At 66.3% G+C, this 26,516-nt stretch carries 22 protein-coding genes; 14 read left to right on the forward strand and 8 right to left on the reverse strand.

Annotation, left to right across the window (positions count from 1 at the left end):
* Positions 1-73: 73 nt before the first annotated feature.
* From QK290_RS02755 to QK290_RS02770, 4 genes are all read right to left on the reverse strand, one after another.
* Positions 74-1,198: an adenylate/guanylate cyclase domain-containing protein gene (locus QK290_RS02755; RefSeq protein ID WP_141139924.1), complete on the reverse strand. Its 1,125-nt coding sequence runs from the start codon at positions 1,196-1,198 to the stop codon at positions 74-76.
* The gene (locus tag QK290_RS02760) at positions 1,188-1,787 is read right to left on the reverse strand and encodes a PH domain-containing protein (RefSeq protein WP_282329197.1); all 600 of its coding nucleotides are present in this window, start codon (positions 1,785-1,787) and stop codon (positions 1,188-1,190) included. Before QK290_RS02760 ends, QK290_RS02755 begins: the two co-directional genes overlap by 11 nt.
* Entirely contained in the window at positions 1,780-2,688 is a 909-nt protein-coding gene (locus QK290_RS02765) for a biotin--[acetyl-CoA-carboxylase] ligase (RefSeq protein WP_282329198.1), read from the reverse strand. The genes QK290_RS02760 and QK290_RS02765 overlap by 8 nt, the downstream gene beginning before the upstream one ends.
* A gap of 68 nt (positions 2,689-2,756) precedes the next feature.
* Positions 2,757-3,674: an NAD(P)-dependent oxidoreductase gene (locus tag QK290_RS02770; RefSeq protein ID WP_282329199.1), complete on the reverse strand. Its 918-nt coding sequence runs from the start codon at positions 3,672-3,674 to the stop codon at positions 2,757-2,759.
* Between the two features lie 236 nt (positions 3,675-3,910).
* On the opposite strand from QK290_RS02770, the gene QK290_RS02775 reads away from it, so the two are divergent.
* The 4 genes from QK290_RS02775 (at position 3,911) to QK290_RS02790 (ending at position 9,079) form a co-directional block, all read left to right on the forward strand.
* A complete protein-coding gene (locus QK290_RS02775) occupies positions 3,911-5,494 on the forward strand; it encodes an acyl-CoA carboxylase subunit beta (RefSeq protein ID WP_282329200.1) in 1,584 nt (527 codons plus the stop codon).
* Positions 5,494-5,754 carry an acyl-CoA carboxylase subunit epsilon gene (locus QK290_RS02780; protein WP_282329355.1) on the forward strand — a complete coding sequence of 87 codons (261 nt, stop codon included), beginning with the start codon at positions 5,494-5,496 and terminating at the stop codon, positions 5,752-5,754. The genes QK290_RS02775 and QK290_RS02780 overlap by 1 nt, the downstream gene beginning before the upstream one ends.
* A 9-nt stretch (positions 5,755-5,763) precedes the next feature.
* Positions 5,764-7,449 (forward strand): DUF885 domain-containing protein, encoded by a 1,686-nt coding sequence (locus QK290_RS02785; RefSeq protein ID WP_282329201.1) that lies wholly within the window; start codon positions 5,764-5,766, stop codon positions 7,447-7,449.
* 166 nt (positions 7,450-7,615) lie between these two features.
* Positions 7,616-9,079, forward strand: a complete 1,464-nt coding sequence (locus tag QK290_RS02790; RefSeq protein ID WP_282329202.1) for a dicarboxylate/amino acid:cation symporter — start codon at positions 7,616-7,618, stop codon at positions 9,077-9,079.
* Positions 9,080-9,203: 124 nt separating this feature from the next.
* Here QK290_RS02790 and QK290_RS02795 read toward each other — a convergent pair whose 3' ends face one another.
* The gene (locus tag QK290_RS02795; protein ID WP_282329203.1) at positions 9,204-9,773 is read right to left on the reverse strand and encodes a hypothetical protein; all 570 of its coding nucleotides are present in this window, start codon (positions 9,771-9,773) and stop codon (positions 9,204-9,206) included.
* 161 nt (positions 9,774-9,934) lie between these two features.
* Between QK290_RS02795 and QK290_RS02800 the strand changes: the two genes are divergently transcribed.
* The 6 genes from QK290_RS02800 (at position 9,935) to QK290_RS02825 (ending at position 17,103) form a co-directional block, all read left to right on the forward strand.
* Positions 9,935-10,624, forward strand: coding sequence for a TetR/AcrR family transcriptional regulator (locus QK290_RS02800; RefSeq protein ID WP_282329204.1), 690 nt, complete (start codon positions 9,935-9,937; stop codon positions 10,622-10,624).
* 1 nt (position 10,625) lies between these two features.
* Positions 10,626-13,151 carry an MMPL family transporter gene (locus QK290_RS02805; RefSeq protein WP_282329205.1) on the forward strand — a complete coding sequence of 842 codons (2,526 nt, stop codon included), beginning with the start codon at positions 10,626-10,628 and terminating at the stop codon, positions 13,149-13,151.
* Positions 13,152-13,160: 9 nt separating this feature from the next.
* Entirely contained in the window at positions 13,161-13,847 is a 687-nt protein-coding gene (locus QK290_RS02810; RefSeq protein ID WP_282329206.1) for a nucleoside triphosphate pyrophosphatase, read from the forward strand.
* Between the two features lie 129 nt (positions 13,848-13,976).
* Positions 13,977-15,797 carry a biotin carboxylase N-terminal domain-containing protein gene (locus QK290_RS02815; RefSeq protein WP_282329207.1) on the forward strand — a complete coding sequence of 607 codons (1,821 nt, stop codon included), beginning with the start codon at positions 13,977-13,979 and terminating at the stop codon, positions 15,795-15,797.
* 19 nt (positions 15,798-15,816) lie between these two features.
* A complete protein-coding gene (locus QK290_RS02820; RefSeq protein ID WP_282329208.1) occupies positions 15,817-16,257 on the forward strand; it encodes a nuclear transport factor 2 family protein in 441 nt (146 codons plus the stop codon).
* 114 nt (positions 16,258-16,371) lie between these two features.
* Entirely contained in the window at positions 16,372-17,103 is a 732-nt protein-coding gene (locus QK290_RS02825; protein ID WP_282329209.1) for a glutamine amidotransferase, read from the forward strand.
* Positions 17,104-17,255: 152 nt separating this feature from the next.
* Here QK290_RS02825 and QK290_RS02830 read toward each other — a convergent pair whose 3' ends face one another.
* A complete protein-coding gene (locus QK290_RS02830) occupies positions 17,256-18,668 on the reverse strand; it encodes an MFS transporter (RefSeq protein WP_282329210.1) in 1,413 nt (470 codons plus the stop codon).
* 270 nt (positions 18,669-18,938) lie between these two features.
* Here QK290_RS02830 and QK290_RS02835 point away from each other — a divergent pair, with 270 nt between their 5' ends.
* From QK290_RS02835 to QK290_RS02850, 4 genes are all read left to right on the forward strand, one after another.
* Positions 18,939-20,414, forward strand: a complete 1,476-nt coding sequence (locus QK290_RS02835) for an MFS transporter (RefSeq protein WP_282329211.1) — start codon at positions 18,939-18,941, stop codon at positions 20,412-20,414.
* Between the two features lies 1 nt (position 20,415).
* Positions 20,416-22,659, forward strand: a complete 2,244-nt coding sequence (locus tag QK290_RS02840; RefSeq protein WP_282329212.1) for a molybdopterin oxidoreductase family protein — start codon at positions 20,416-20,418, stop codon at positions 22,657-22,659.
* A complete protein-coding gene (locus tag QK290_RS02845) occupies positions 22,656-24,218 on the forward strand; it encodes an FAD-dependent oxidoreductase (protein ID WP_282329213.1) in 1,563 nt (520 codons plus the stop codon). The genes QK290_RS02840 and QK290_RS02845 overlap by 4 nt, the downstream gene beginning before the upstream one ends.
* 252 nt (positions 24,219-24,470) lie before the next feature.
* Positions 24,471-24,764, forward strand: coding sequence for a hypothetical protein (locus QK290_RS02850; RefSeq protein ID WP_282329214.1), 294 nt, complete (start codon positions 24,471-24,473; stop codon positions 24,762-24,764).
* 61 nt (positions 24,765-24,825) lie between these two features.
* On the opposite strand, the gene QK290_RS02855 is transcribed toward QK290_RS02850, so the two are convergent.
* Both QK290_RS02855 and QK290_RS02860 read right to left on the reverse strand, forming a co-directional pair.
* Positions 24,826-25,011: a PspC domain-containing protein gene (locus QK290_RS02855; RefSeq protein ID WP_282329215.1), complete on the reverse strand. Its 186-nt coding sequence runs from the start codon at positions 25,009-25,011 to the stop codon at positions 24,826-24,828.
* A 22-nt stretch (positions 25,012-25,033) separates the two neighbouring features.
* Positions 25,034-26,449: an NAD(P)H-quinone dehydrogenase gene (locus QK290_RS02860; RefSeq protein WP_282329216.1), complete on the reverse strand. Its 1,416-nt coding sequence runs from the start codon at positions 26,447-26,449 to the stop codon at positions 25,034-25,036.
* Positions 26,450-26,516: the final 67 nt, after the last annotated feature.

The following is a 26,516-nucleotide window of genomic DNA, read 5'->3' on the forward strand; positions in this document are numbered from 1 at the left end:
GGTCAGGGACAAACACGTCCCTGACGCTAAGCAATGGGGTATTCCATGGCTCCCGGGGCTGTCCCAGTTCCGGCTAGTCGAGGACCAGGCCTTTTCCTTGACCGCGTGCCAAGAGCACGGGATGGATTTCGCCGAACCCGCGGACATTTTCAGCAGGCTGCGGAACGAGAATGAAGCGCTTGTCCTGGTCCAGCGCGGATGCAGTCATGGAGTCGATCAGGACCGTTCCCGGATCCGCCAACGTAGTGAGACGGGCGGCGAGGTTGACCGTGGGTCCGTAGATGTCCCCCAGCCGGGACAGGATCCTGCCCCAGACCATCGCCACCCGCGCTTCCGGCAGGATCTCGTCTTCGGTGAACGCCTGTGCCAGGGCCAGCGAGATCTCGGCTCCGGCAGCCGGAGTTTCCGCGATATACAGGACTTCGTCGCCTACCGTCTTGACCAGCCGCCCGCCGCCAACGGAAATGATCTCGGCGCATTTGTTCTCAAAGCGCTGGACCAGCCGGGCGAGGGTCTTTTCATTCATCCGGCGGGAGAGACTCGTATACGAAACGAGGTCAGCAAAGCCGACGGCGCGGGCCAGCGGCAGCGGGGCGTCGTCTTCGTCCCCGTCGCGGCCTTCTTCGCTGGCCTGCAGGCCGGCTTCGGCGCGCACGGCCAGGCGTTGCACACCGGCATTGAGTTGCCGCCGCCACGAATAGACCAACATCTCCTCTAGTGCGTCCAGTAGGGAGGGAAGTTCCTTCACCAGGCGCTTGCGGGCCACAGCGTCCGTGACGCCCTGCTCGTGGACCATGTCCTCCACCAGGGCCTCGATCTGCCAGACCACCATGCGGTCTGTCATCTGTCCGATGGACCGGGTCACGGAGATGGCGGCTTCCTCGGTCAGCACTCCGGTGCGGACCAGGTCAACCACCGTGGACAGCGCAGCCTGATCCCGTTCGGTGAAGGCGACGTCTTCGTCGCCGAAGTTCGGGAAGCCGAGGGCACGCCACAGCTTCCGGGCCGAAAGGAGGGACAGCCCTGCGCCGGCGGCCACCTCACGTCGCCGCAGCTTCCGTTCGCCGCCCAACAGCCGGGCCTCGAGAGCCTTGGCAGCCACTCGTTCCGGAGAGAGGGTGCCTGTTGCCGGGTGGGCGGTTTCGGGCACGGCGGGAGCCGGCAGGTCCGCTTCGTCCCGCTGGTCCTCATCGTTCATCGTCTCCACCTTCTCTCAACTCCCACGGCAACGCTTCGTCTGTGTAATCCGATATGTCATCAGTACTCGGGTCCCCGCCCGCGGGCAGTTCGTCGATTGCATCCAGCACGAAGTCCCGGAACCGTACTGCTTCCGGGACGTCCTGGATGCCCACCACACCTTGGTACCCGGTTTCCAAGGATATATTCCCGGAGCGCAATATGCGCTGCAGCACCGACTGATGGACCGTGACGTGGCGGATCGACGCGAGGTTGACCTGCTCGTCCCGGCGCCGCACCATGCCATAGCGGGCAACAATCCGGCGGCTCGTGAGGATGTACCGGGTTGCCTGCCACTGCAGGAGCCGAGGCAGGCAATATGCCAACCATATCCACGCTGCGGCCATGACGCATGCCAGGACGATCCACGGCGTCCAGTCAGCGGAGGCCACAGGCACTAATCGGGTCGCCTCGCCGCGCACGGTCCAGGCACTGGCAAAGGCTGCCGCGGCCGGCGCCGCAATGAAGGCTGCGGCAGGGCCAGCCAGCTTCCTCGGCTGCGGTCGGGTGATCGTAATGACCTGCTCGCCCGGCACGAGGCCTTTACGCATAGCCGCTTTCGGCGCCCTGGCCGGGCGGGACCCACGGGCGCAGGTGGACTACATCGCCGGCGGTGACCACATGTTCCCGGCGATCCTTGTCCACCACCAGGAGTGAGCCGTACTCGTCCAGCCTCGAAGCGTGCCCGATGATCTCGTGGTCACCGGGCAGCTGCGCACGCACTTGCTTGCCCAGCGTCACCATGACGGACTCCACCCGCTTGTGGAGGGACGCGCCGCCGGCTATCCCGGCGGTGGGGTCGCCGTCGGCATTGCAGAAGCTGCGGTAAAGCACTGTGAAATGGGCGAGGTAGCTCTTGAGTAGCAGGGTCCGATCAACGGTCAGCGGCCCTTCCAGGGCAACCGACGTCGCTGTGGGCACCGGGAGCTCTGATGCGGTCAAAGTCACGTTCAGGCCGGTCCCCAAAATGACCGGCGGAACGGAACCGTCCCCCATTGGCCCCAGCTGGGCCAGGATTCCGGCGATCTTTCGGCCACGGACCAGTACGTCATTGGGCCACTTGAGCTCGGCCGGAATGCCCGCGGCCTCGGTCAGCGTCTCCCGCAGCGCGAGTGCGCCCAGCAGGGACAGCCACGAATACTTGTGGGTGGGCAGCGGCCTGCCCTCTGCGTTGGCGGGCCGCAGGACGAGTGACACCGACACCGAGCTCATCGGAGGCGCCTCCCAACGCCGGTCCAGGCGTCCCCGGGCGGCGGTCTGGTACTCGGCTGTCAGCACTGACAGGTCCGGCCATTCTTTGGGTTCAACGGTCACCGAGCGCAGGAGGTCGGCGTTGGTGGAGCCGGTGGCGTCCACCACCACCAGCTTGGCGATGCCCGTGGCCGCAAGGAAATCCTGGTCCGCCAAGGCTCCGCGATTCAACGGATTTCCTGGGGTGTGTGCGTCATCCATGGTTGAATCCTATCGACTCAAGCGCCGCCGCTGGCTGTTCCCGCAGCCACATGGCTGGAACCCGCGGCTCAGAGAAATATGTCCGGAACCAGCCGATCCTCCGCTGCCCCGAGGCTGTACGGACGGAAGTCGGTGACACCTGCCGCGCGGAGCACCTGTTCGTCCGTGTAGAAGTTGCCGCTGGGCGCACCCGCGCTGCCCCCGTGGTTGCCGGCCCCGCGCGTCCCGGCCAGGTTGCTGCCGGTCAGGACGGCATGGGCTGCGTCGGCCATGACCCGCGGTCCGCGGGCAGCGTGGACGATTTCCTGGCCGCCGGGCATGTTCCGGATGGCCGCTGTGTCGATGAGGGTGCACGGCCAGAGTGAGTTGACGTTGACGCCGTCGGCCTTCAGTTCTTCGGCAAGGCCCAGCGTCGTGAGGCTCATCCCGTATTTCGCCATCGTGTACGCCAGGTGCCTGCCTGCCCAGTAGGGGTCAAGATTCAAGGGCGGCGAGAGCGTCAGGATGTGCGCGTGGGCCGATTTACGCAGCGCCGGCAGCGACAGCTTGGACAGCAGGAATGTCCCGCGGACGTTGATGTCCTGCATCAGGTCGTAGCGCTTCATGTCCACGTCGTCGGTGGAGGAGAGATCAATCGCGGACGCGTTGTTGAGGACGATGTCGATCCCGCCGAAACGTTCGACGGCGGCCGCCACGGCTCCGGCGACGTCGTCGTCACTGCGCACGTCACCCACGATGGCCAGAGCCTGGCCCCCGGCGGCTTCCACCTGCTCGGCGGCGCTGAAGACAGTGCCTGCCAGCTTGGCATGGGGCTGGCCGGTCTTGGCAATCATGACAATGTTGGCACCGTCCTGCGCGGCCCGGGTGGCAATGGCCAGCCCGATGCCGCGGCTGCCGCCGGACATCAGAATGGTGCGGCCCCGAAGGGACCCGGCGGCCTGGTACGGCGTTGCGGCAGTGGACCTTGCGTCGTTGCTGGAAGTCATGGCTCCACTGTAGCCGAGGTATGTTACTGGTGAGTAACATATGGGCTGGCCGCTGGAAAGTGCGGAAAATTGTAGGTTTTCTACAGTCGTCCCACGCAGATGCGTCATTAGACTAGCCAGCAGGGTTCGTCCTTTGTGTGGAATCTACTTAAATCCCACACCTGACCTACCAGGTACCACCGCACGCAGCACCACATTGTTACAGCACCAATCTGCTACAGAGCCGGAGACAATTGATGAGCCACGATCTGACAACGACAGCGGGAAAGATCGCCGATTTCCGCGACCGCCAGGCCCGTGCAGAACAACCCTCCGGCCCCGAAGCCATCGAAAAGCAGCACGCCCGCGGCAAGAACACCGCCCGCGAGCGCGTGGACCTCCTGCTGGACGAAGGCTCGTTTGTGGAGCTTGACGCGCTGGCCGTGCACCGCTCCACTGCGTTCGGCATGGAAAAGAAGAAGCCGCTCGGCGACGGGCTGGTCTCCGGCTACGGCACAGTGGACGGGCGTCCCGTTGCCGTCTACAGCCAGGACTTCTCGGTCTACGGCGGATCGTTGAGCCAGGTCAACGGCGAGAAGATCGTCAAGGTCCAGGAATTCGCCCTGCGCAACGGCTGCCCGGTAGTGGGCATCCTCGACGGCGGCGGTGCCCGCATCCAGGAAGGCGTGGCCTCCCTGGCCATGTTTGCCGACATCTTCCGCAATAACGTCCACGCGTCCGGTGTGGTGCCGCAGATTTCGCTCATCATGGGCCCGTCCGCCGGCGGCGCGGCATACTCCCCCGCCCTCACGGACTACGTGGTGATGGTGGACAAGACCTCGCACATGTTCATCACGGGACCGGACGTCATCAAGACCGTCACCGGCGAAGACGTGGACATGGAAACCCTCGGCGGCGCCCGCCAGCATAATGCCAACACGGGCACGTCCACGTACCTGGCCTCCGACGAAGCCGATGCCATCGAGTTCGTCCGCGAACTGCTGGACTTCCTGCCGTCCAACAACCTTGCCGAGGCTCCGGTGCTGGAGCACCATCAAGAGTTGGAGATCAACGACGACGACCTCGCCCTGGACACGCTCGTCCCGGACTCTGCCAACCAGCCGTACGACATGCGCACCGTCATCGAACAGATCGTTGACGACGCCCATTTCCTGGAGATGCAGTCCCTCTATGCCCCCAACGTCATCATCGGCTACGGCCGGGTTGAGGGACACACCGTGGGCATCGTGGCCAACCAGCCGCTGCAGTTCGCCGGCACGCTGGACATTGCAGCCTCGGAAAAGGCCGCCCGCTTCGTCCGGAACTGCGATGCCTTCAACGTCCCCATCATCACCCTGGTGGATGTTCCCGGCTTCCTGCCCGGCAAGGACCAGGAGTTCCAGGGCATCATCCGCCGCGGCGCGAAGCTGCTGTACGCCTACGCCGAAGCCACCGTCCCCAAGCTGACGGTGATCACCCGCAAGGCCTACGGCGGAGCGTACATCGTGATGGGCTCCAAGAAGCTCGGCGCGGACCTGAACCTGGCGTGGCCCACGGCGCAGATCGGCGTGATGGGTGCCCAGGGAGCCGTCAACATCCTGTACCGCCGTGACCTGGCCGCCGTTGCCGAAGCCGGCGGGGACGTCGAAGCCCGACGGGCCGAGGTCATCAAACAGTACGAAGAAGAACTGCTGAACCCCTACCAGGCCGCCCAGCTTGGGTACGTGGACGCGGTCATCGCACCGTCCGACACCCGGGGCCAGATCATCAAGGGCCTCCGCGCCCTCCGCGACAAGCGGGCGAGCCTGCCCACCAAGAAGCACGGGAACATCCCGCTGTGATGGCGCAGGATCCGGCGGTCGAAGCCGCGTTGGTTGAGCCGGGGAGCGAAACCCTTGAGCCCGCACTCCCAGTACTCTCTGTGGTCAAAGGGCAACCGTCGGCCGAGGAGCTCGCGGCGCTGACCGCCGTCGTGCTTTCCCTGGGCAGCGGCGACGCCGTGGCCGCCGGGAAGCCTACTGCCCGCGACTGGGTGCGCCGCCAGCAGCTGCGGCTCGCCCCGACGCCGGGACCCGGCGCGTGGAGGCGGAGCCGGGGTTAGGCTCGTGGGGTGACTACCGAAGCCGCCCCCGCCGCCCGTCCGCACTCCGCCATCGATGCCGTGGCGGATGACTATACCGACACGCTCATCCGGCTGAACCCGTCGCTTGCCACCACGCTGGGGCTGCCGGGGCACGAGACCGAGTACCCGGATTACTCCCCCGCCGGCATCGCGGGTTTTGCAGCAGAGGCCCGCAAGGCCCTTGCCGCCCTGGAGTGCCTGGCGCCCCAGGACGATGTTGATGCCGTCACCCTGGACGCCATGCGGGAACGGCTGGGCCTCCAGCTGGAAATCCACGAATCGGGCTGGGATGTGGCCGAGCTGAACAACATCGCCTCCCCCGCACAGGACATCCGGGCCGTTTTCGACCTGATGCCCACCGAAACCGCTGAACATTGGGAGCACATCGCCGGCCGCGCCCTGAACGTCCCCGGCGCTCTCCGCAGCTACATCGAATCCCTGCGCCACGCCCGGGACGCGGGCAAAGTCGCGGCCGAACGCCAGGTCTCCATCGTCATCGAGCAGACCACCAAATACGCCGCCGAAGACGGCTTCTTCGCCAAGCTCGCCGCCGGAGCCCGGACTGTCGACGGTCCCCTGCCGGGCGAAACGCAGGAAAGGCTCGACGCCGGCGCTGCCGCTGCCCGGAGTGCCTACAGGGACCTCGCGGAATTCCTCCGCACGGAACTGCTGCCTGCCGCCCCGCAGCAGGACGCCGTCGGCCGGGAACGCTACGCACTGGCCTCGCGCTCGTTCCTGGGCGCCGCCGTCGACCTCGAAGAGACCTATGCCTGGGGCGTCCAGGAACTGGACCGGCTCATCGCCGAGCAGGAAAAAGTCGCGTCCGGCATCAAGCCAGGGGCCAGCATCGCGGAGGCCAAGGACCTCCTCAACAACGATCCGGCCCGCCAGCTCAAGGGAACGGAGGCCCTCAAAGCGTGGATGCAGGAACTCTCGGACAAGGCAGTTGCCGAGCTTGCCGGCGTGCACTTCGAGATCCCGGACGTGATGAAGAAGCTCGAATGCCTCATTGCCCCGACCGACGAGGGCGGCATTTACTACACCGGCCCTTCTGATGACTTCTCGCGCCCGGGCCGGATGTGGTGGTCGGTTCCGGCCGGCGAAGACACCTTCACCACCTGGGCCGAAACCACCACGGTCTTCCATGAAGGCGTCCCGGGCCATCACCTGCAGGTGGCCACCGCCACGTACCGGCGGGAACTGCTCAACAAGTGGCGGCGCAACATCTGCTGGACGTCCGGCCACGGCGAGGGCTGGGCCCTGTACGCGGAAAAGCTGATGCAGGAACTCGGCTACCTGGCCGATCCCGGCGACCACATGGGCATGCTGGATATGCAGCGGATGCGGGCGGCCCGCGTGGTGTTCGACATCGGCGTCCACCTGGAACTGGAGATCCCCGAACGCTGGGGCAGCGGAACATGGACCCCTGAGGCGGGCTACGACTTCCTCAAGGAGAACCTGCCCATCAGCGAAGGCCAGCTCAAATTCGAATTCACCCGCTACCTCGGCTGGCCAGGCCAGGCCCCCTCCTACAAAGTGGGACAGCGCCTCTGGGAACAGATTCGCGCCGACCTCGAAACCCGGCCCGGTTTTGATCTCAAGGCTTTCCACACGCGGGCGCTGAACATCGGCTCCGTAGGCCTCGATACCCTCCGCCGGGCGCTGCTGGATTAGCCAGGTCCGGGGTGACGTTTGGCACAATGACGGCGGGAATAACTTCACAATTGCCTTGTTTGACGCCGGATTCGCGGGGATTCCTGGGCCTCGATGGCAACGTGGCGGCGTAACATTTCTCAACATCTGTTCGCCGTGGTAGGAAACCCGGGCCTAGCGTGTTCTGGTGAGCACTCAAACCCGCACCCCCGAATCCGCAGGAAAGACCGGCTTCCAGCTGCCCAAGTGGGCTGGCTCGTTCGGTTTCCAGATCATCGCCGCCCTCATTGTCGGGCTGGGCCTCGGCCTGCTGGCCAAGTACACGGGCAGCACCAAGGAAACCCCCAACGGCCTCGGCGCCACGCTTCAGACCATCGGCTCCAGCTACGTTTCGCTGCTGCAGACCGCGGTGGTTCCGCTGATCTTCACCGCCGTGGTGAGCTCGATCTCGAACCTGCGCCAGGTCTCCAACGCCGCCAAGCTGGCCTGGAACACCCTGCTCTGGTTCGCCATCACCTCCCTGATCGCCGTGGTGATCGGAATCGGTCTCGGCGTGCTCCTGCAGCCCGGCGCCAACACCGGCATCACCCAGGAAGCCAAGTACGCCGGCAAGTCCGGTGACTGGTGGTCCTTCCTGATCGGGCTGTTCCCCAAGAACTTCCTGGGCCTCGGCGCGAGCTCCACCGTGACTGAAAGCGCCACCGCAGCCACCACGGTCGCCACCTCTGTCAGCTTCAACGTGCTCCAGATCCTGGTCATTGCCATCGCCGTCGGCGTCGCCGCCCTCAAGGTGGGCAAAGCTGCCGAGCCGTTCCTGACCCTCAACGCTTCGGCCCTGGCCGTCATCCAGAAGGTCCTGTGGTGGATCATCCGCATCGCCCCGCTCGGCACAGTTGGCCTGATCGGCAACGCCGCGGCCGTCTACGGCTGGGACACCATCGGCGCGCTCGGCAAGTTCACTTTCGCCATTTACGTGGGCCTTGCCCTGGTGCTCTTTGTGGTTTACCCGGCCCTCATCCGTTCCCATGGCCTGTCCGTGAAGCAGTACTTCTCCGGCGTCTGGCCTGCCGTGCAGCTGGCGTTTGTGTCCCGCTCCTCGATCGGAACCCTGCCGCTGACCCAGCGCGTCACGGAGCGCAGCCTGGGTGTTCCCCGCGCCTACGCTTCCTTCGCCGTGCCCCTGGGTGCCACCACCAAGATGGACGGCTGCGCCGCGATCTACCCAGCGATCTCAGCAATCTTTGTGGCCCAGTTCTTCGGCGTCCAGCTGGACGCCAGCCATTACCTGCTCATCGCCCTCGTCTCGGTCCTCGGTTCGGCCGCAACCGCCGGCACTACCGGCGCCGTCGTAATGCTCACCCTGACGCTCTCCACGCTGGGCCTGCCCCTGGCCGGCGTCGGGCTCCTGCTGGCGATCGATCCCATCCTGGACATGGGCCGCACCGCGGTCAACGTTGCAGGCCAGGCCCTGGTGCCCACCATTGTGGCCAAGCGCCAGGGCATCCTTGACGAGGCGCTCTACAACGCGCCCCTGAACGGCACTCCGTTTGTGGACGACGACGCCGACTCCTCCGCCGCAGATCCCTCCGCCATCACCGGCGCTACCGATTCTCCGGAAGCCGGACGCGAGCTGGCCGACGCCAAGGCCTGACGCACCGCCGCAGCCACACCCCGCAACACCCCACCCCCGAGTTTTTGTCCAGATAATGCGCCCAGGAAACGCTTAAAGGGGCATTATCTGGACAAAAACTCTTCGGGGGCGGGGTGTCCTTTTGCTAGCGGCCGCCACCTCCGATGACTCCGTTCTGGACAGCCTTGGCAACGGCGTCCGCCTCGGCCTGGGTCAGCTTGCCGTCAGTGACTGCTGCGTCCAGGCGCGTCTTCAGAGCCGCGGCGCGATCCGCCTGTTCGGCAGTCCGCAGCTCTTCAAGCGCCGCTGTGACCTTTGCCTCGTCGATGCCCAGCGTCGCGGCGAGGGACTTCGCGAGTTCAGCCTGCTTCACCGCCGGGTCAGGCCGGGTTCCTTCGGCCGGCGGAGTGGCGGGCTTACTGGCGTCACGGTAGGCCTTCAGGGCCTCCGTCACCTTGGCCTCATCCACACCCAGCTTGGTGGCCAGTTCCGCCGCGTCAACGCCGCGGAAGCCGCCGTGGCCGTGACCGCCCCGCATGCCCTTGCCGTCGGCGGGCGCGGTGCTGGTGCTGGTGCTGCCGTCCGCGGTGGCGCTCGAGCTGGTGCTGGGTGTGGGCGTCGTGGTTGCGGACGCCATGCCGGCGACGCCGATCCCGGCGCCAAGGGCCAACGCGGTGGCCGTGAGGCCAAGGGCAATTCTCTTTGTGCGTACCATTCTTGTCTCCTGGATCTGCCGTCCGGTGACGGCTGGTCAAGATGCCCCAGACGGGACTCTTTCAGTCTCCGGCGGCAGCCTCAGGCTTAGCTGTCGGGAACCTTTCATCTTCCTGTGAATCAACTTGCGCGGCGTGCAAACTTGCACGTAGGGTAATTTTCATGCCCGACCTTCTCTCGCGCCGTGAACTCAACAAAGCCGCCACCCGCCAGGCCATCACCGACGCCGCTTTGACTCTGCTGCGTGCGAAGGGCCCAGGGAATTTCACGGTGGAGGATATCGCCGCATCCGCCGGGATATCGCGCCGCACCTTCTTTAATTACTTCAGCAGCATCGAAGCCGCCCTGGCTTCGGTGACGCACGGGTTCTTGGACAGCGCCCTTCAGCAGTTCCGGCTACGCCCCGCGAACGAGCCCGTTCTCGAGTCCGCCCGCGCGGCACTGATGCAACTCGCTGACCCAATGACCGTGGCACCGCTGGCAGAGCTCTTCACACTCACCCAGGAAAACGCGGTCCTGTCCCGGTCCGAACTTGAGGCGTGGGACCACTGCACCGAAGAGATCATCAGCGCGGCCCGGGAGCGCTTCGCCGGAACCCCGGGCGCCGTCGTCGACGAACTGTACCTGCGCGCCCTCGCAGGCTCCGTCATCTCCTGCGGGAAGGCGGCCATGGACGTGTGGTTCGCCCAGTGCGGCGCCGATCTCTCCCCCGCTTCCCTCGTTGTCCTGCGGCAACTGCTTATTGACGCCATGGGCCACCTCGGCTCCGGCTTCGGCAGCCCCGTTCCGGCGGCCAGCCCCTCCGCGACGTCCACAACCGCCACTACCCACCTCAACAAAGAACGGCTCTGACATGGCCCTGCTGCTCTACCGCCTCGGCAAGTTCTCCTACCGCCACCGCTGGCTGGTCATTTCGCTCTGGCTCGTGGCGCTGGTGGCCGTGGCCGGCTCCGCAGCCGCGTTCCATGGCACGCTGTCCAACAATTTCCAGATTCCGGGCACCGAGACACAGCAGATCGCGGACAAGCTGAAGCAGGAACTGCCGGCAGCGTCGGGCGGCTCTGCCACGATCGTCTTTGAAGCCCCGGAAGGCGGCTTTACCGACCGGAGCCGCGCCGCCGTCACAGACGCGCTGACCAAGCTTGGCGACCTGCCGGACGTCAAGGCCACGGTGGATCCCTTCGCCACGCAGGCCAAGCTGGACCAGGCCGGGCAGGCCATCGCCGACGGCGAGCAGCAGCTTGCCGCGGGCAAGGCCCGCCTGGATGCCTCACGCGACGAACTCGACGCCGGCACCGCGCAGCTGAGCGCCGCGGAGCAGCAGTTCGCCGCCAGCGGCGCCACCCCAGCCATGATCGAAGCCCGGCTTGGAGCACAGAAGGCCGCCCTCGCACAGGGCAAGGCGCAGCTCGAAGCCGGCACTCAGGAATGGCAGGCCGCCAAAGCCAAGCTGGACCTGGGCAAGCGGCAGGCTGAAGCTTCCGCCGGGATCCGCTTTGTCTCAACGGACGGTCAGGCAGCTGTGGCACAGGTGCAGTTCAACACCTCCATCAATGCCCTGACACCGGCGGTGCGCCAGCAGGTGCAGGACATCGCGCATGAGACGTCCTCCGCTGGGGTGACGGCACTGGCCAGCAAGGAAATCACCGAAGACATTTCAGAACTCTTCGGCACCGCAGAAATCATCGGCATCGGGGTCGCGGCCCTGGTCCTGATCCTGATGCTCGGCACGCTCATCGCCGCGGGCCTGCCACTGCTGATGGCCGTCATCGGCGTTGGAGTCGGGGTGGGCATCACGTTCGCCCTCTCCGGCGCCTTCGAGATGAGTTCCATCTCGCCCATGCTCGCACTGATGCTGGGCCTCGCGGTGGGCATCGACTACTCGCTGTTCATCGTCAACCGGCACCGGACCCAGCTGCAGGCGGGTATGGATCCCGAAGAATCCGTGGCGCGCGCCACGGGAACCTCGGGCAACGCGGTGCTTTTTGCCGGCCTGACCGTCATCATCGCCCTGGCTGCCCTGGTGGTGCCCGGCCTGCCGTTCCTGAGCGTGATGGGACTGGCCGCGGCCGGCACCGTCGCGGTGGCCGTCCTGGTGGCGCTCACCCTGACCCCGGCCCTGCTGTCCCTGATCGGCCGGCGCATCATTTCCCGGCGGGCCTGGGCCAAGGCCGATGCCCACAACGCCGAGGCCGGCCACGAGGTTGCGGACCAGGCCAAGGATGAGGAAAAGAGCACCCAGGGCTGGGGCGGCATGGTCACCAGGCACCCCGTCGTGGCGCTCGTCGCCGGCGTGCTCCTGCTGGGAACGCTGGCCCTGCCCGCCGCGCAGCTCCAGTTGGCACTGCCCGACGGCGGCTCCGAACCGGTGGACTCCGAGGCCTACCAGGCCTATGACGTCACCGCGCGCAGCTTCGGCGAAGGCGTTACCGGACCCATTGTGGTGGTGGGTGAATTCCCGGCGGGCCTGGACGAAACCCGGGCCCAGGAACTGCAGTATGACGTCGCGGACCTGATCCGGGGCGTGGACAACGTGGTGGCAACAGTGCCGGTGGCACTGAGTGAAGACCGCCGCACCGCCGTATTCCAGGTCATCCCGGAAGAGGGGCCCGCCAAGGCCGGTACGGTGCAGGTGGTGAGCGAACTCCGCGAACGCGGCACCCAGATCCAGGCCGAAACGGGGGTCACCATCGGCCTGACCGGACAGACCGCCGGCAACATCGACGTCTCCACAAAACTCGGTGACGCCCTGCCGCCGTACCTGGCGATCGTCGTCGGCCTCTCCCTCATCCTGCTGCTGCTGGTGTTCCGCTCCATCGTGGTTCCCCTCCTGGCAACCGGCGGTTTCCTGCTGTCCCTGGCCGCAGCGTTCGGCCTGGTGGTGGCCGTCTACCAGTGGGGCTGGCTGGGCGGCGTGTTCGACGTCGCCAATCCCGGCGCGGTCCTGAGCTTCCTCCCGATCATCCTGATCGGTGTGCTGTTCGGCCTGGCCATGGACTACCAGGTGTTCATCGCCTCCGGCATGCGCGAGGCCTACATGCATGGCGCCCCGGCCAAAAAGGCAGTTCGCATCGGCTTCAGCCACGCGGGCACCGTGGTGACCGCCGCTGCGATCATCATGGTCAGCGTGTTCGCCGGTTTCATCTTCAGCCACCTGACCATGGTCCGGCCGTTGGGCTTCGCCATGGCCTTCGGTGTGCTGCTGGATGCTTTTGTGGTCCGCATGACCATCGTCCCGGCCGTAATGTACCTCCTCGGCGAAAAGACCTGGTGGCTGCCGAAGTGGCTGGACCGGATCCTGCCGGATGTGGACGTGGAGGGCGCCCGGCTGGAACGCCGCGAAATCGAGCCGCAGAAGCATAGCGAGCCAGTCCACTAGGCTGAAACCGTGACCCGCCTGATCCTCGCCTCCCAGTCCCCCGCCCGCACCAAGCTCCTGGCCGACGCCGGCATCCGGCACTCCGTGCTGGTCTCCGACGTGGACGAGGACGCGGTCCAGGCCCGCTACGGCGTCACGGACCCGCACGATACCGCGCTGCTGCTGGCACGCGCCAAGGCCGAAGCCGTGGCCGCGTTGCCGGAAGCAGAGGGCGCGCTGGTCATCGGCTGCGACTCCGTCTTCGAGTTCGACGGCGAGGCGCACGGCAAACCCTACACGGCCGCCGTCGCACGCGAACGGATGCTGCGGATGAGCGGCAACAGCGGGGTCCTGCACACCGGCCACTGGCTGGTGGACTGCCGCGCGACGGCAGCCGATGACGAGCCCGGCGAGGACACCGGGGATGGGGCGGCCGACGACGGCGCCACAGCACCGGGATCCGGCGCCACACTTGGGGCGGTCGCCTCCGCCGAGGTCCACTTCACGGACATGGATCCGGAAGAGATCGACGCGTACATCGCCACGGGCGAACCGCTTCACTGCGCCGGCTCCTTCACCATCGACGGCCTGGGCGGCGCGTTCATCCTGAAGGTGGACGGGGACCCGCACGCCGTCGTGGGGCTGTCCGTTTCCACCCTGCGCAGCCTCCTCGCGCACGCAAACGTACGCATCACGGAGCTGTGGTCCGCCGAATAATTGCGGCGATTTTCCGGCCAGTTGTAGGTTCCCTACAAAGCCGCGCCCGTTTACACGCGGAAACCGCAAGTAATATCGGCGGAACCCACAAAATCGCGCTAGGCTCCCTGAAGGAAAGAAGGAGACGCCTTGTCAGCAAATTTGGAGCAGTCCGCTAGTCCCGTGCAGTCGAACCTCACCAAGGTGCTGATCGCAAACCGGGGCGAAATCGCAGTGCGCATCATCCGCGCGGCACGCGACGAAGGCATTGCCTCCGTGGCGGTCTACGCCGATCCGGACCGCGACGCGCTCCATGTCAGGCTTGCCGACGAAGCTTATTCCCTGGGTGGCAACACCGCCGCGGAGTCCTACTTGGTGATGGACAAGATCATTGACGTGGCCCGCCAGTGCGGTGCCGACGGCATCCATCCCGGTTACGGCTTCCTCGCCGAAAACGCCGACTTCGCCGCCAAGGTCATCGACGCCGGCATCACCTGGATCGGCCCTTCCCCTGCCGCGATTTCCGCTTTGGGCGACAAGGTGCAGGCCCGGCACATCGCCGAAAGGGTCGGCGCGCCCCAGGTTCCCGGCACCGCCGATCCTGTGGAGTCCGCCGAGGAAATCCTCGAGTTCGTCGACAAGTTCGGCCTGCCCGTGGCCATCAAGGCAGCCTTCGGCGGCGGCGGACGCGGTATCAAGGTGGCCCGTAACCGCGAAGAAATCCCGGAGCTCTTCGAGTCCGCCGTGCGTGAGGCCGTGGCGGCCTTTGGCCGCGGCGAGTGCTTCATCGAACGCTTCCTGGACGCCCCGCGCCACGTCGAAACGCAGTGCCTCGCGGACGCCCATGGCAACGTTGTGGTCATCTCCACGCGTGACTGCTCGCTGCAGCGCCGCAACCAGAAGCTCGTTGAAGAAGCGCCTGCCCCGTTCCTCACGGAAGAGCAGAACCGCCGCCTCTACGAATCGTCCAAGGCGATCCTGAAGGAAGCCGGCTACCAGGGCGCCGGAACCTGCGAGTTCCTGGTGGGCCAGGACGGCACCATCTCATTCCTCGAGGTCAACACCCGCCTGCAGGTGGAGCACTGCGTCTCTGAGGAAGTCACAGGCATCGACCTCGTCCGCGAACAGTTCCGGCTGGCGCGCGGCGAGGAGCTCGGCTACGGCGACCCCGAGGTCCGCGGCCACTCCTTCGAATTCCGCATCACCGGCGAGGATCCCGGCCGCAACTTCATGCCTGCCCCCGGCACCATCACCACCCTGAAGAACCCCACCGGCCCCGGCATCCGGATCGATTCCGGCGTGGAGGAGGGCGATGTCATCAGCGGCAATTTCGACTCGATGCTCTCCAAGCTGATCGTCACAGGCGCCACCCGCGCCCAGGCCCTGCAGCGTTCGCGACGCGCTTTGGAGGAAATGGTGGTGGCAGGAATCCCCACCGTTATCCCCTTCGACCTCGCCGTGGTATCGGACCCCGCTTTTGCGCCCGAGGAAGGGCCCTTCAGCATCCACACCCGCTGGATTGAAACCGAATTCGTCAACAACATTCCTGCCTGGACGCCGGACGGAACCGCTGACACCGGCGGCCACGCCGGTGAACGCCAGCGCGTGGTGGTTGAAGTAGGCGGCAAGCGCCTAGAGGTTGTCCTGCCCGCCTCCCTGGGTTCGATCGGGGCGGGTTCCACCGCCGGTTCCGGAGCCAAATCCGGCAAGTCCAAGAAGCGCCTCCGTTCAGGCGGTGCGGCCTCGGCCGCCGCCGGAGACGCACTGACCTCCCCGATGCAGGGCACCATCGTTAAGGTTGCCGTGGCCAACGGCGACGTTGTGGCCGAGGGTGACCTGGTGGTGGTTCTTGAAGCGATGAAGATGGAACAGCCCCTGACCGCGCACCGTTCCGGCACCATCACCGGACTCAGCGCAGCGGCCGGTGAGACGGTGTCGGCCGGCGCCGTCATCGCCACGATCGAAGACTAGACCCTGCCGGAGGCACCCTATGCTTGCACCCAGTTTTGAAGAAGAAGTAGACCGCTACCACCTGGCGGTTCCGGAAATCACCCGTGGGAATCCCGGTGCCGTCAAGGACCTGTATTCCAGGCTCGACGACGTCACGCTGGCCAACCCGTTCGGCGGCATCGCGCGCGGTTGGGCCCAAGTGGAGGCCCGGCTGGACCAGGCGTCCCGCCAGTTCCAGGACGGCGAGATGCTCGGATTCGACACCATCACGTCCTACACCGCACGTGATACGGCCTTCCTGGTGGAAACGGAACACTTCCGTGCCCGCCTGGGGAGCGCCGCAGCGCCAGAGGAATTCGCGCTCCGTGTGACCAGCATCTTCCGGCGCGAAGAAGGCTACTGGAAGCTGGTCCACCGCCATGCAGACCCGGCCGCGCAGCCGCAGTCCCGGCGATCGTTCGTGCAGCCTGCCAGCCACTGACATCCCCCCGGCGCCGGGTCTGTGCTCCGGCCCAATTGGCACGCCGGCACCGCACAGTGCTCTGGCGCCGGGGGTGCTCTGGCGCCGGGCCGGGGCCAAAGGCACACTTAGCGTGTGAAGCCTTTCCTGCTCCTGGCCTCCCGGGCCGAAGACGCCGCCGCTGACGACGAGTATGCCGCGTACCTGAGGTATTGCGGCCTGGCGCCGGAGCAGCTCCGGCGCGTCCGGCTTGAGGCCGCGCCCCTGCCGCACCTGGACCTGGCCGAATACTCCGGCGTGATTGTGGGCGGAAGTCCCTTCACCTCCAGCGACCCCGCCGAGAAGAAAAGCGACACCCAGCACCGGGTGGAGCGTGAGCTTGCCGGGCTGCTGGACCACATCGTGGAACAGGACTTTCCCTTCCTGGGCGCCTGCTACGGCGTGGGGACGCTGGGCAGGCACCAGGGCGCCGTGATTGACAGGACGTTTGGCGAACAGTTGGGCGGGGTGGAAATCGAGCTGACGGAGGCCGGGCTCGCGGATCCGCTCCTGCACGGGATGCCGCGCCGTTTCACCGCCTTCACCGGGCACAAGGAGGCCTGTTCATCGCTGCCCTCCCACGCCGTGCTGCTGGCATCCTCCCAGGCCTGCCCCGTCCACATGTTCCGGATCAAGCAGAACCTGTACGCCACGCAGTTCCACCCTGAGCTGGACGCGGAGGGCCTGGTCACCAGGATCGACATCTACCGGCATGCCGGCTACTTCCCGCCGGAATCCGCCGAGGAACTGATGACAGCCGCCCGTACCTTCACCGTCACCGAACCCATGACCATTCTGAAGAACTTCGTGGCCCGCTACGCCGGCTGAGCTCCGCGCTGGTAGGCGGGTGCCGCCGTCGTGCGTTCCTCCCCCGTTGGTCCCGTCCGGACACAGCAATGCCCGGCATGTTCCCCGCAATAACGGGGAACATGCCGGGCAGTTCCGTCAGCAACCGGGCTGGAACGCCCGACGGCGGCCCGTCAGGCTACGTTGTTCTCGTAGTCCAGGTCGCGGGTTTCCTTGGACACGAACAGCGCGATCAGCGTCAGTACCGACATCGCGGTCAGATAGACACCGACCAGGACTGGGCTGCCGTCAGCCAGCTCCCACAGCGCGACGGCGATGAACGGAGCCACCGCAGCACCCAGGATGCTGGACACGTTGTAACTGACGGCGGAGCCCGTGTAGCGCACGTTGGTGGGGAACAGTTCGGGCAGCAGCGCACCCATGGGGCCGAACGTGAGGCCCATCAGCGAGAAGCCGATGATCAGCAGGGCCATGGTGCCCACAAAGCCGCCGCTGAACAGCGGAACGAACAGCAGGCCGAAGATAAAAATGCCACCTGTGACGGTCAGCAGCATCTTGCGGCGACCATACTTCTCCGCCAGCGGCCCTGAAACCAGGGTGAAGATGCCGAAGAAGACGACGCCGGCAATCAGCATCCAGAGGAAGTCGTTGCGGTTGAAGCCCAGGCCGGGAACAAACGCTGCCGCGGCGGCCTCGGACATTGGTTTGCCGGCCTTCTCTGCAGCAGCCTTGGCGGCACCCAGGTTGGAGGCGCGGGTTCCGTAAGTCAGCGTGAACGTGGTCATCAGGTAGAAGAGCACGTACGTGGCGAGCATGATGAACGTGCCCAGGATGAGCGGACGGCCACTGGACTTGAAGACCCGGGCCAGCGGCAACTTGGCCACCTCATTGGATTCGAGCACCTTGGTGAAGGCAGGGGTTTCGATCAGCTTGAGACGGACGTACAGGCCGATGATCACCATGACGGCGCTGAGCAGGAACGGCACGCGCCAGCCCCAGGCCAGGAAGTCGGCCGGCGTCAGCGTGTAGCTGGCCACCAGGAAGATCACGTTCGCGATGATGAAGCCGATGGGTGCGCCGAGCTGCGGGAACGTACCGTAGATGGCGCGCTTGTTGGCCGGGGCGTTTTCGGTGGCCAGCAGGGCAGCGCCGCTCCATTCGCCGCCGAGGGCGAGGCCCTGGGCGAAGCGCATAACAACGAGCAGCGCCGGAGCCCAGAATTGCCAGCCCGGGACCAGCGCGGTGGGCAGACAGCCGATCAGGAAGGTGGCAATGCCCATGGTCAGCAGCGAGGCCACCAGGGTGCCCTTGCGGCCGAACTTGTCGCCGAAGTGGCCAAAGACGATGGATCCCAGCGGGCGGGCAACGAAGGCCACACCGAAGACAGCGAAGGAGCTGAGCAGCTGGGTGGTCTCGTTCTGGTTGGGGAAGAACAGCGACGGGAAGACCAGCACGGCGGCGGTCGCGTAGACGTAGAAATCGTAGAACTCAACGGTGGTGCCGATCAGGCTGGCCACAATCACGCGGCCGCGCGAGTTCACCGCCTTGGGGGATCCTGGCTCCGCGGTGGTTTGGGTAGATGACATATGAACACTTTCCTGAGAACCGGCCGGGCCCGGTAAGGTCCGGCGTGCAGTAGTTAGAGTCCGATAGTAGTTCCAGCCGTCCATTCAATGGACAAAACGTCCATCATGTGGACCCGAGGACCCTGTCTCATCCTTCGGCCGTTAACGCTCCTCACGCCGCCGGATGGCTGCCGATAGGCAAATGTCACAGCGCGTTAACAAACCGCGACCGTCCACGAAACGCGCCTTCCTTACCTTGGAAGAACAACATCCCCCATGAGGAGGTCCACCGTGACTGTTGACCGCAGCGCAAATGCCGGCCCCGGCAATTCCGTAGATATAGACACCGACCCCCAGCACGGAGGCGTGTCCTCATCCGCCGGCACGCAGCCCTCCACGGGTACACCCGACGCCCCCGCCCTTGAATTCCGTCCCGGCCGCTGGATCGCCAACTGGAACGCCGAGAACAAAGAGCAGTGGGAGTCCGGCGGCCGGGCCATCGCCCGCCGCAACCTGAACTGGTCCATCTTCGCCGAGTTCCTAGGATTTGTGGTCTGGCAGCTCTGGTCCATCGTGGTGGTCCAGCTTCCGGCAGCCGGCTTCACGTTCACCACCTCGGAAATCTTCTGGCTGATCTCGATGCCCAGCCTGGTAGGCGCCACGCTCCGGATTCCCTACACCTTTATGGTTCCCCGCTTCGGCGGCCGGAACTGGACCATCGTGTCCGTGCTCCTCCTCCTGATTCCCTCAATCGGCCTGGGACTCTGCGTCTCCAACCCGGAAACCCCGTTCGGCGTCATGCTCTTCGTGGCAGCTCTGGCAGGCTTCGGCGGCGGCAACTTCGCCAGCTCCATGGCCAACATCACGTTCTTCTACCCGGCACGCGAGAAGGGCTGGGCCCTGGGCCTGAACGCCGCCGGCGGCAACATGGGTGCAGCCGTTGCACAGCTCGCCGTCCCGATTATGATCACCCTGCTCGCCATCGGCGGCGTCAACAACCTGCCGATGGCCGGCTGGATGTGGATCCCCTTCATCCTGATCGCCGCCTTCGGTGCCTGGAAGTACATGGACAACCTCACCAGCGCCAAGGGTGACGTGGCCGGCTCGGTCGCAGCACTGAAGGAACCGCACCTGTGGATCATGGCGCTGCTGTACATCGGCACCTTCGGGTCGTTCATCGGCTTCGCCGGCGTGTTCCCCAAGCTCATCAAGGACTACTTCCCGGCGTTCTCCTCCATCGGAGTCGGCACCATGGCACTCTCGCTGGCCTTCCTCGGCCCGCTGGTCGGTTCACTCGCCCGCCCCTACGGTGGACGTATGGCTGACCGCATGGGCGGGGCGCGGATGACCGTTGCAGCGTTCGCCAGCATGGCCGTCATCACCCTGACCATGATCTGGACCCTGCCTCTGAAGAACTTCTGGCTCTTCCTGGTCCTATTCCTGATGCTCTTCACCGCCAGCGGCTTCGGCAACGGCGCAACCTACCGGATGATCCCCATCATCTTCGCCACGTCCAGCCGCGCAGCAATGTCCGGTGCCAGCACGGTCCAAACCCAGCGGCTCGCGTCCTCGGCCCTCGGCCTCATCTCGGCCATCGGCGCCTACGGCGGCTTCGTTATTCCGCAGGTGCTGAACGCCTCCAACACGGCCAGCGGCTCCTACACCCCGGCCTTCTATGGTTTCGTCGGAGCCTACGTCGTCATGCTGGCGGTCTGCTGGTTCTTCTACATCCGCAACGCCAACCGAAACGCGATGGGACACGTCTAACATGACCAAAAGCGCCGACACGCACTGCCCTTACTGCGCCCTGCAGTGCGCCATGACGCTCACATCCCCTGCGGAACTGACCCCGGCTTCCGAGCCGGGGTCAGTCCCCGTGCCGGCTGAATCCGCAGCGCGGGCCGCTGCCCTCCTGGAAGCCCCCCTCCCCGAAGTGCTCCTCGAGGTCAGTGGACGCGATTTCCCCACCAACCGCGGCGGCCTCTGCCGCAAAGGCTGGACCTCAGCCACGCTCCTGAACCACCCCGGACGGGTCACCGAACCGCTCCTCAAGGGCGCCGACGGCGTCCATCGCCCCATCGGCTGGAACCAGGCCCTGGCGCTGGTCACCACCGCAGTGAAGGACACGCAGGCACGCTACGGTAAGGACGCCGTCGGGGTCTTCGGCGGCGGTGGCCTCACCAACGAAAAGGCCTACATGCTGGGCAAGTTCGCCCGCCTGGCCCTGGGCACCTCACGCATCGATTACAACGGCCGCTTCTGCATGTCCTCCGCCGCGGCCGCCGGGATGCGCGCCTTCGGCCTGGACCGCGGCCTCCCGTTCCCGCTTGCGGACCTGGACACGGCCAGCACCATCTTGATGCTCGGCTCCAACGTGGCCGAAACCATGCCGCCGTTCGTACAGCACCTCCAGGGCGCGCGCGACGCCGGCGGGCTGATCGTGGTGGATCCCCGCCGTTCAGCCACGGCAAAGTTCACGGCCGACGGCGGCGGCCTTCACCTCCAGCCCCTGCCGGGCACCGACCTCACCCTCCTGCTGGGCCTCTCGCACGTGATCATCCACGAGGGCCTGGCAGACGAAGACTTCATCGCGGCACGCACCACCGGCTATGAGGCCTTGGTCCGCAGCGTCAACTCGTTCTGGCCTGAACGCGTCCAGTCCCTCACTGGCGTCCCGGCCGAGCTCATCCGGGACACGGCCCGCAGGCTTGCCGACGGCGCGGCCAAGGGCGGCAGCTACATCCTCACCGGCCGCGGCGTGGAACAGCACGTGGACGGCACGGACACCGCCACCGCAGCAATCAACCTCAGCCTCCTTCTTGGACTCCCCGGTTCACGCCGCAGCGGCTACGGCACCCTTACCGGCCAGGGCAACGGCCAGGGCGGCCGCGAGCACGGCCAGAAGGCCGACCAGCTCCCCGGCTACCGCAAGATCACCGACCCCGCCGCCCGCGCCCATATGGCCGGCGTCTGGGGCGTCCCGGAGGGAACCATTCCCGGGCCCGGACTGCCCGCCGTCCAGTTGCTGAAGTCGCTGGGACAGCCCGACGGCGTCCGGTGCCTTTTTGTGCACGCCTCCAACATCGCGGTGGCCTCCCCCGATGCCAACGCCGTCATCGCCGGGCTCCGCAGCCTGGACTTCCTGGTGGTCTGCGACTTCTTTATGTCCGAAACGGCCGCTGAAGCGGACCTCGTCCTCCCGGTCCTGCAGTGGGCCGAGGAGGAAGGCACGCTCACCAACCTCGAGGGCCGCGTCCTCCGCCGCCGCCGGGCCCTGCAGCCGCCGGCCGGCGCACGCAGCGAACTGTGGATCATGGCCAGGCTCGCCGAAGCGCTCGAGGCACCCTCCACCTACAGCGAAGATCCGGAAACAGTCTTCGAGGAACTGCGGTTGGCCTCGGCCGGCGGGCACGCCGACTACTCCGGCATCGACTACGCCATGCTGGACCGCGGCGAAGCCGCCTACTGGCCCTACCCTGTGGGCAGCACCGGCACACCCCGGCTCTTCCTGGACACGTTTGCCCACGCCGGCGGCAAGGCGGTCATGACCCCGGTGACGCCCCGCCGTCGTCGTACGCCCGAGGCCAATCCGGATCCGGCGGCAAAAACCATGACCCTCATCACCGGCCGCCTCCTGGAGCACTACCAGTCCGGCGCTCAGACCCGGCGAGTGTCCGAGTTGCTGGCCAGCCAGCCGGAGGCGAAATTACAGATCCATCCGGCCGCCGCGACGTCCATGGGCATCGCCGAGGGTTCCTTCGTCTCGGTGGCCAACGAACGCGGACAGGTGGTCTGCCGGGCCGAGCTCAGCACGGCAATCCGCCCGGACACGGTGTTCCTGCCGTTCCACTTCCCCGAACTCGAAAGCGCCAACCGGCTGACGGAGGCCGCCACCGACCCCATCTCAGGGATGCCCGAATTCAAGTTCAACAAGGTCTGGGTCCGGCTGGCCGCCGACCAGGCCCCGAACCAGCCCCAGACCAGTGTTCTTCAGACATCGGAGGCATCATGAGTGAGCAGATTGTCATTGTTGGTTTCGGCCCGGTGGCTGCCCGCCTGATCGATGAACTGCTGCCCGCAGTCCGCGACGGGCACGTCAGCCTGACCGTGGTGGGCCAAGAGGCCGAGGCCGCTTACAACCGGGTGCTCGTGGCCGACCTCGGCGTCGGACGCACCACTGCCGAGGCCCTGGCCCTCTCCGACGCCGCAGCCCTGACCACCGACGGCGTGGACGTCCGGCTTGGTGTGCGCGTCCGCCGCGTGGACCGCGCCCGCCAGCAGGTGATCCTCACCGACGGCACCTCGGCCCACTATGAGCGGCTGGTCATCGCCACCGGTTCCCGGCCCGTCATCCCCAATCTGACCGGGATCAACCCCGATCCCTCCTCCCCCGTCCTTCCGGTCGGCGTCACAGCGCTCCGGGACCTCCGCGACGCTTCGGTTCTGCGCGCGGCGGTCGACGGCGGCAAACGTGTAGTGGTGCTGGGCGGCGGCGTCCTTGGCCTCGAAACAGCCCTCGCCGCTGCCGAGGAAGGTGCCACCGTCACGGTGGTGCACAACGGGCCGCACCCGCTGGGACGCAACATCGACCGCGGCGGCGGGGCGGTCCTGGCGGCCAGCCTGCGCCGGTGCGGCGTCCGGATGGCCAGCAACGCCCGGTCCACCGGGGTGGAGCACAACGCGCCCGACGGCGGGTTCTCGGCGCTGCTGCTCAATGACGGTTCGGCGATCGACGGCGATCTCCTGGTCCTCTCCTGCGGCGTCCGCCCCAGGACCGAGCTCGCCGAAGGCTGCGGTCTGTCGGTTGGCGCTGGCATTCTGGTGGACCACCGGCTGCGGGCCCACCACGAGCCGCACATCTTCGCGATCGGCGACTGCGCAGAGGTCCGCTGCCCGGACCCCGCCTGCGGTGAGTGCCGCACGGCAAAGGGCCCGTCCGGCCTGGTGGGTCCCGGCTGGCGGCAGGCCGAATGGCTGGCCGAATACCTGACCCTGCTGGCCTCCGGCACACAGGACGACGCCGACGCGCTGCAGGAACTGCCCCAGGAACAGGCCGGCGTGATTGTGCTCAAGGCCCGCGGCATGAACATGGCCGTGGCCGGCAACAACGGGGCCGAACCGTGGGATGTGGAGACGCTCACCGCGGGTGCCGTGAACGGCCGGCCCCGGCTGCAGATCGCCCAGTGGGCCGATCCGGAACACGGCCGCTACGTCAAGATGACCACCCGCGGCGGAGTGCTGGAAGGCCTGGTGTCCGTGGGCATGCCGCGGACCGCCGCGGAGCTGGTGGGACTGTTCGAGCGCGGCGCGGAACTGCCGGCTGACAGGTCACTGCTGCTGCGGCTGGACGGTCCGGACCAGCTGGCCGCGTCCGGTCCCGCCGATCCTGCGGGAACGGTATGCCGCTGCGCCGGAGTCAGCGGCACCAGGATCCAGGGTGCCGTGGCCGATGGCTGCTCCACAGTGGCCGAGGTCTCCAAGGCGACCCGCGCCGGCACCGGCTGCGGCGGCTGCCACGAGGACATCAAGGGGCTTATCGAAAAACACTTCCAGGCGGCTCCCGCCGCCTGACATTTCCGACCGGTGACTGAGCCATGCACCCGTGATTGAGCACGTGGAAGTCCCGGCGAAGACGCATGGCCGGCGGCTTTCCGCAGGCCATTTGCGCGGGTTATTCCCAACGCGGTGCGCTGTCAGTAGACTCACCGCACGGGCCTTCGGCCCGTAGGTAGCAGACCTGCGCTGGGCAGTGTCACGGTTTGCACCAATTTGCAGCGTCTGCCACCGAGAAGAGTCATCACTTCGAGGAATTGAGGCAACACAATGCACAAGAAATCACTGTTGGGTGCGGCCGTCTGTACGTTGGCGCTGATGGGAATGACAACGGCGCCTGCGTCGGCCGCGGGGCAGGTGGAACGGGGCCCGGACCATGCCAATTCGATCTGCTCGTTCTCCGGCCTCAACGATGTCCCGGACGATCCGGTTGAAGGCGGCAGGGTCCAGTCCTACGGGCAGATCGTCGCGGCAGGCTTTAAGGCCGAAGTGCCGAGCCCGGGCATGCTCTGCAATGGCCATAACTTCCCTTACCCCGAAGCTTTCCCGGAGGAAGGGCCGTAAAGCTGTCATCACGGTTGGCCCTTGGTCTCAGGGCCAACCACCAAACGGCCGCTGGCGGACTCTACGCCGACGCTTTGGGGATCATGATCCACAGGGCGATGTAGACCAGCTCCCCGATCCCCAGCAGGCCAAAGATCACAAAGCCGAGCCGGACCAGGAACTTCGGGAGCCCGAACCGGGCTGACAGGGCGGCGCAAACGCCACCGATGATTTTTCCGCGGCGTGGCCGCTCCAGAGCTGTAGTCATGCCCGCCACGCTACCGGACCTGCTACATGTGGACGTGCAGGCGGCGAGCGGCTTCCGAGATGGACCCGCTCAGTGACGGGTACACAGTAAAGGTGTTGGCGACGTCGTCGACGTGGAGCTTCTGGGTCACCGCAAGGGAGATGGCGAAGATCAGCTCGGACGCGTTCGGCCCCACCACAACACCGCCAATCACGGTGCCGGAGCCCTTACGGGCGAAGATCTTGACGAAGCCGTCCTTGTGATTGCGCATTTTGGCGCGGGCATTGCTCTTGAGCGAAAGTTTGACGATGTCGCCCTGGTATTTGCCGGACTGGATCTCGGCCTCGGAAACGCCCACGTTCGCGATCTCGGGAGAGGTGAAGATGTTGGACGCCACCTGGTGAAGCTTGAGCGGCATCACGCTGTCGCCCAGGAAATGTGCGATCGCAATCCGGCCCTGCATTGCGGCCACCGAGGCCAAAGCCAGCACGCCGGTGCAGTCGCCCGCGGCGTAGACGTTCGGCGCCGTGGTGCGGGAGACGCCGTCGACCTTTATATGGCCGCTCTCGGTGAGTGCCACGCCGGCCTCTTCAAGGCCGATGCCGGCGGTGTTCGGGATGGAACCCACGCATACCAGGCAGTGGCTGCCGGTGACTTTCGATCCGTCACCGAGAGTGACCACCACGCCGTCGTCGGTCCGCTCGACGGTTTCGGCACGGGCGCGGGACAGCACGCGCACACCGCGGCGCTCGAAGACTTCCTCCAGTACCTCCGCAGCATCGGTGTCCGAGCCGGGCAGCACCCGGTCGCGGCTGGAGATCAGGGTGACTTTGGAGCCCAGGCCGTTGTAGGCGGAGGCAAACTCGGCACCGGTCACACCGGAGCCCACCACAATCAGTTCCTCGGGAAGCTCGTCAAGGTTGTAGATCTGCGCCCAGTTCAGGATGCGTTCCCCGTCCGGCCGCGCGGTGGGCAGCTCGCGGGGGTGCGCGCCGACGGCCAGCAGAATGGTGTCAGCTTCCACGATTTCGGTGCCGTCAGCGGTCAGGACTTCAATGGTGTGGTTGTCCAGGAGCTTGCCCGAACCGAGCAGGATGCGGACGTTCTGGTGCTCCAGCCCACTGGAGATGTCAGTGGACTGTTGGCGGGCAAGGCCGAGCAGGCGGTCGTTGATGTGTTTGAGGTCGGCGCGCATCGCCGGCACAAAGTCGCCGCCGTCGACGTCGAACTTCACTCCCAGCTCGCCCGCCTCACCGACGCGGGTCATCAGGTCCGCCGTCGCGATCAGAGTCTTGGAAGGCACGACGTCGGTCAGCACGGCCGAGCCGCCCATGCCCGCGCGTTCGATGATGGTGACCTGCGCTCCCAGCGAGGCAGCGACCATAGCGGCTTCGTATCCGCCGGGGCCACCTCCGAGGATTGCGATCCGGGGGGAGCTGAAATCAGGGTGCGTAGTCACAATCAACCATTGTCCCGCATCAGCGCAGGGACCACCAATAAAAGAGCGGCCCGTCACGGTGCCGGCC

Origin of the sequence: Pseudarthrobacter sp. AL07, from assembly GCF_029960665.1 — a bacterium.
Taxonomy (GTDB): Bacteria; Actinomycetota; Actinomycetes; order Actinomycetales; family Micrococcaceae; genus Arthrobacter.

Coding starts and splice junctions, on each gene's coding strand:
- QK290_RS02755 (WP_141139924.1), bottom strand. CDS start 1,198: ATGAACGATGAGGACCAGCGGGACGAAGCGGACCTGCCGGCTCCCGCC.
- QK290_RS02760 (WP_282329197.1), bottom strand. CDS start 1,787: ATGCGTAAAGGCCTCGTGCCGGGCGAGCAGGTCATTACGATCACCCGA.
- QK290_RS02765 (WP_282329198.1), bottom strand. CDS start 2,688: ATGGATGACGCACACACCCCAGGAAATCCGTTGAATCGCGGAGCCTTG.
- QK290_RS02770 (WP_282329199.1), bottom strand. CDS start 3,674: ATGACTTCCAGCAACGACGCAAGGTCCACTGCCGCAACGCCGTACCAG.
- QK290_RS02775 (WP_282329200.1), top strand. CDS start 3,911: ATGAGCCACGATCTGACAACGACAGCGGGAAAGATCGCCGATTTCCGC.
- QK290_RS02780 (WP_282329355.1), top strand. CDS start 5,494: ATGGCGCAGGATCCGGCGGTCGAAGCCGCGTTGGTTGAGCCGGGGAGC.
- QK290_RS02795 (WP_282329203.1), bottom strand. CDS start 9,773: ATGGTACGCACAAAGAGAATTGCCCTTGGCCTCACGGCCACCGCGTTG.
- QK290_RS02800 (WP_282329204.1), top strand. CDS start 9,935: ATGCCCGACCTTCTCTCGCGCCGTGAACTCAACAAAGCCGCCACCCGC.
- QK290_RS02805 (WP_282329205.1), top strand. CDS start 10,626: ATGGCCCTGCTGCTCTACCGCCTCGGCAAGTTCTCCTACCGCCACCGC.
- QK290_RS02820 (WP_282329208.1), top strand. CDS start 15,817: ATGCTTGCACCCAGTTTTGAAGAAGAAGTAGACCGCTACCACCTGGCG.
- QK290_RS02830 (WP_282329210.1), bottom strand. CDS start 18,668: ATGTCATCTACCCAAACCACCGCGGAGCCAGGATCCCCCAAGGCGGTG.
- QK290_RS02840 (WP_282329212.1), top strand. CDS start 20,416: ATGACCAAAAGCGCCGACACGCACTGCCCTTACTGCGCCCTGCAGTGC.
- QK290_RS02845 (WP_282329213.1), top strand. CDS start 22,656: ATGAGTGAGCAGATTGTCATTGTTGGTTTCGGCCCGGTGGCTGCCCGC.
- QK290_RS02850 (WP_282329214.1), top strand. CDS start 24,471: ATGCACAAGAAATCACTGTTGGGTGCGGCCGTCTGTACGTTGGCGCTG.
- QK290_RS02855 (WP_282329215.1), bottom strand. CDS start 25,011: ATGACTACAGCTCTGGAGCGGCCACGCCGCGGAAAAATCATCGGTGGC.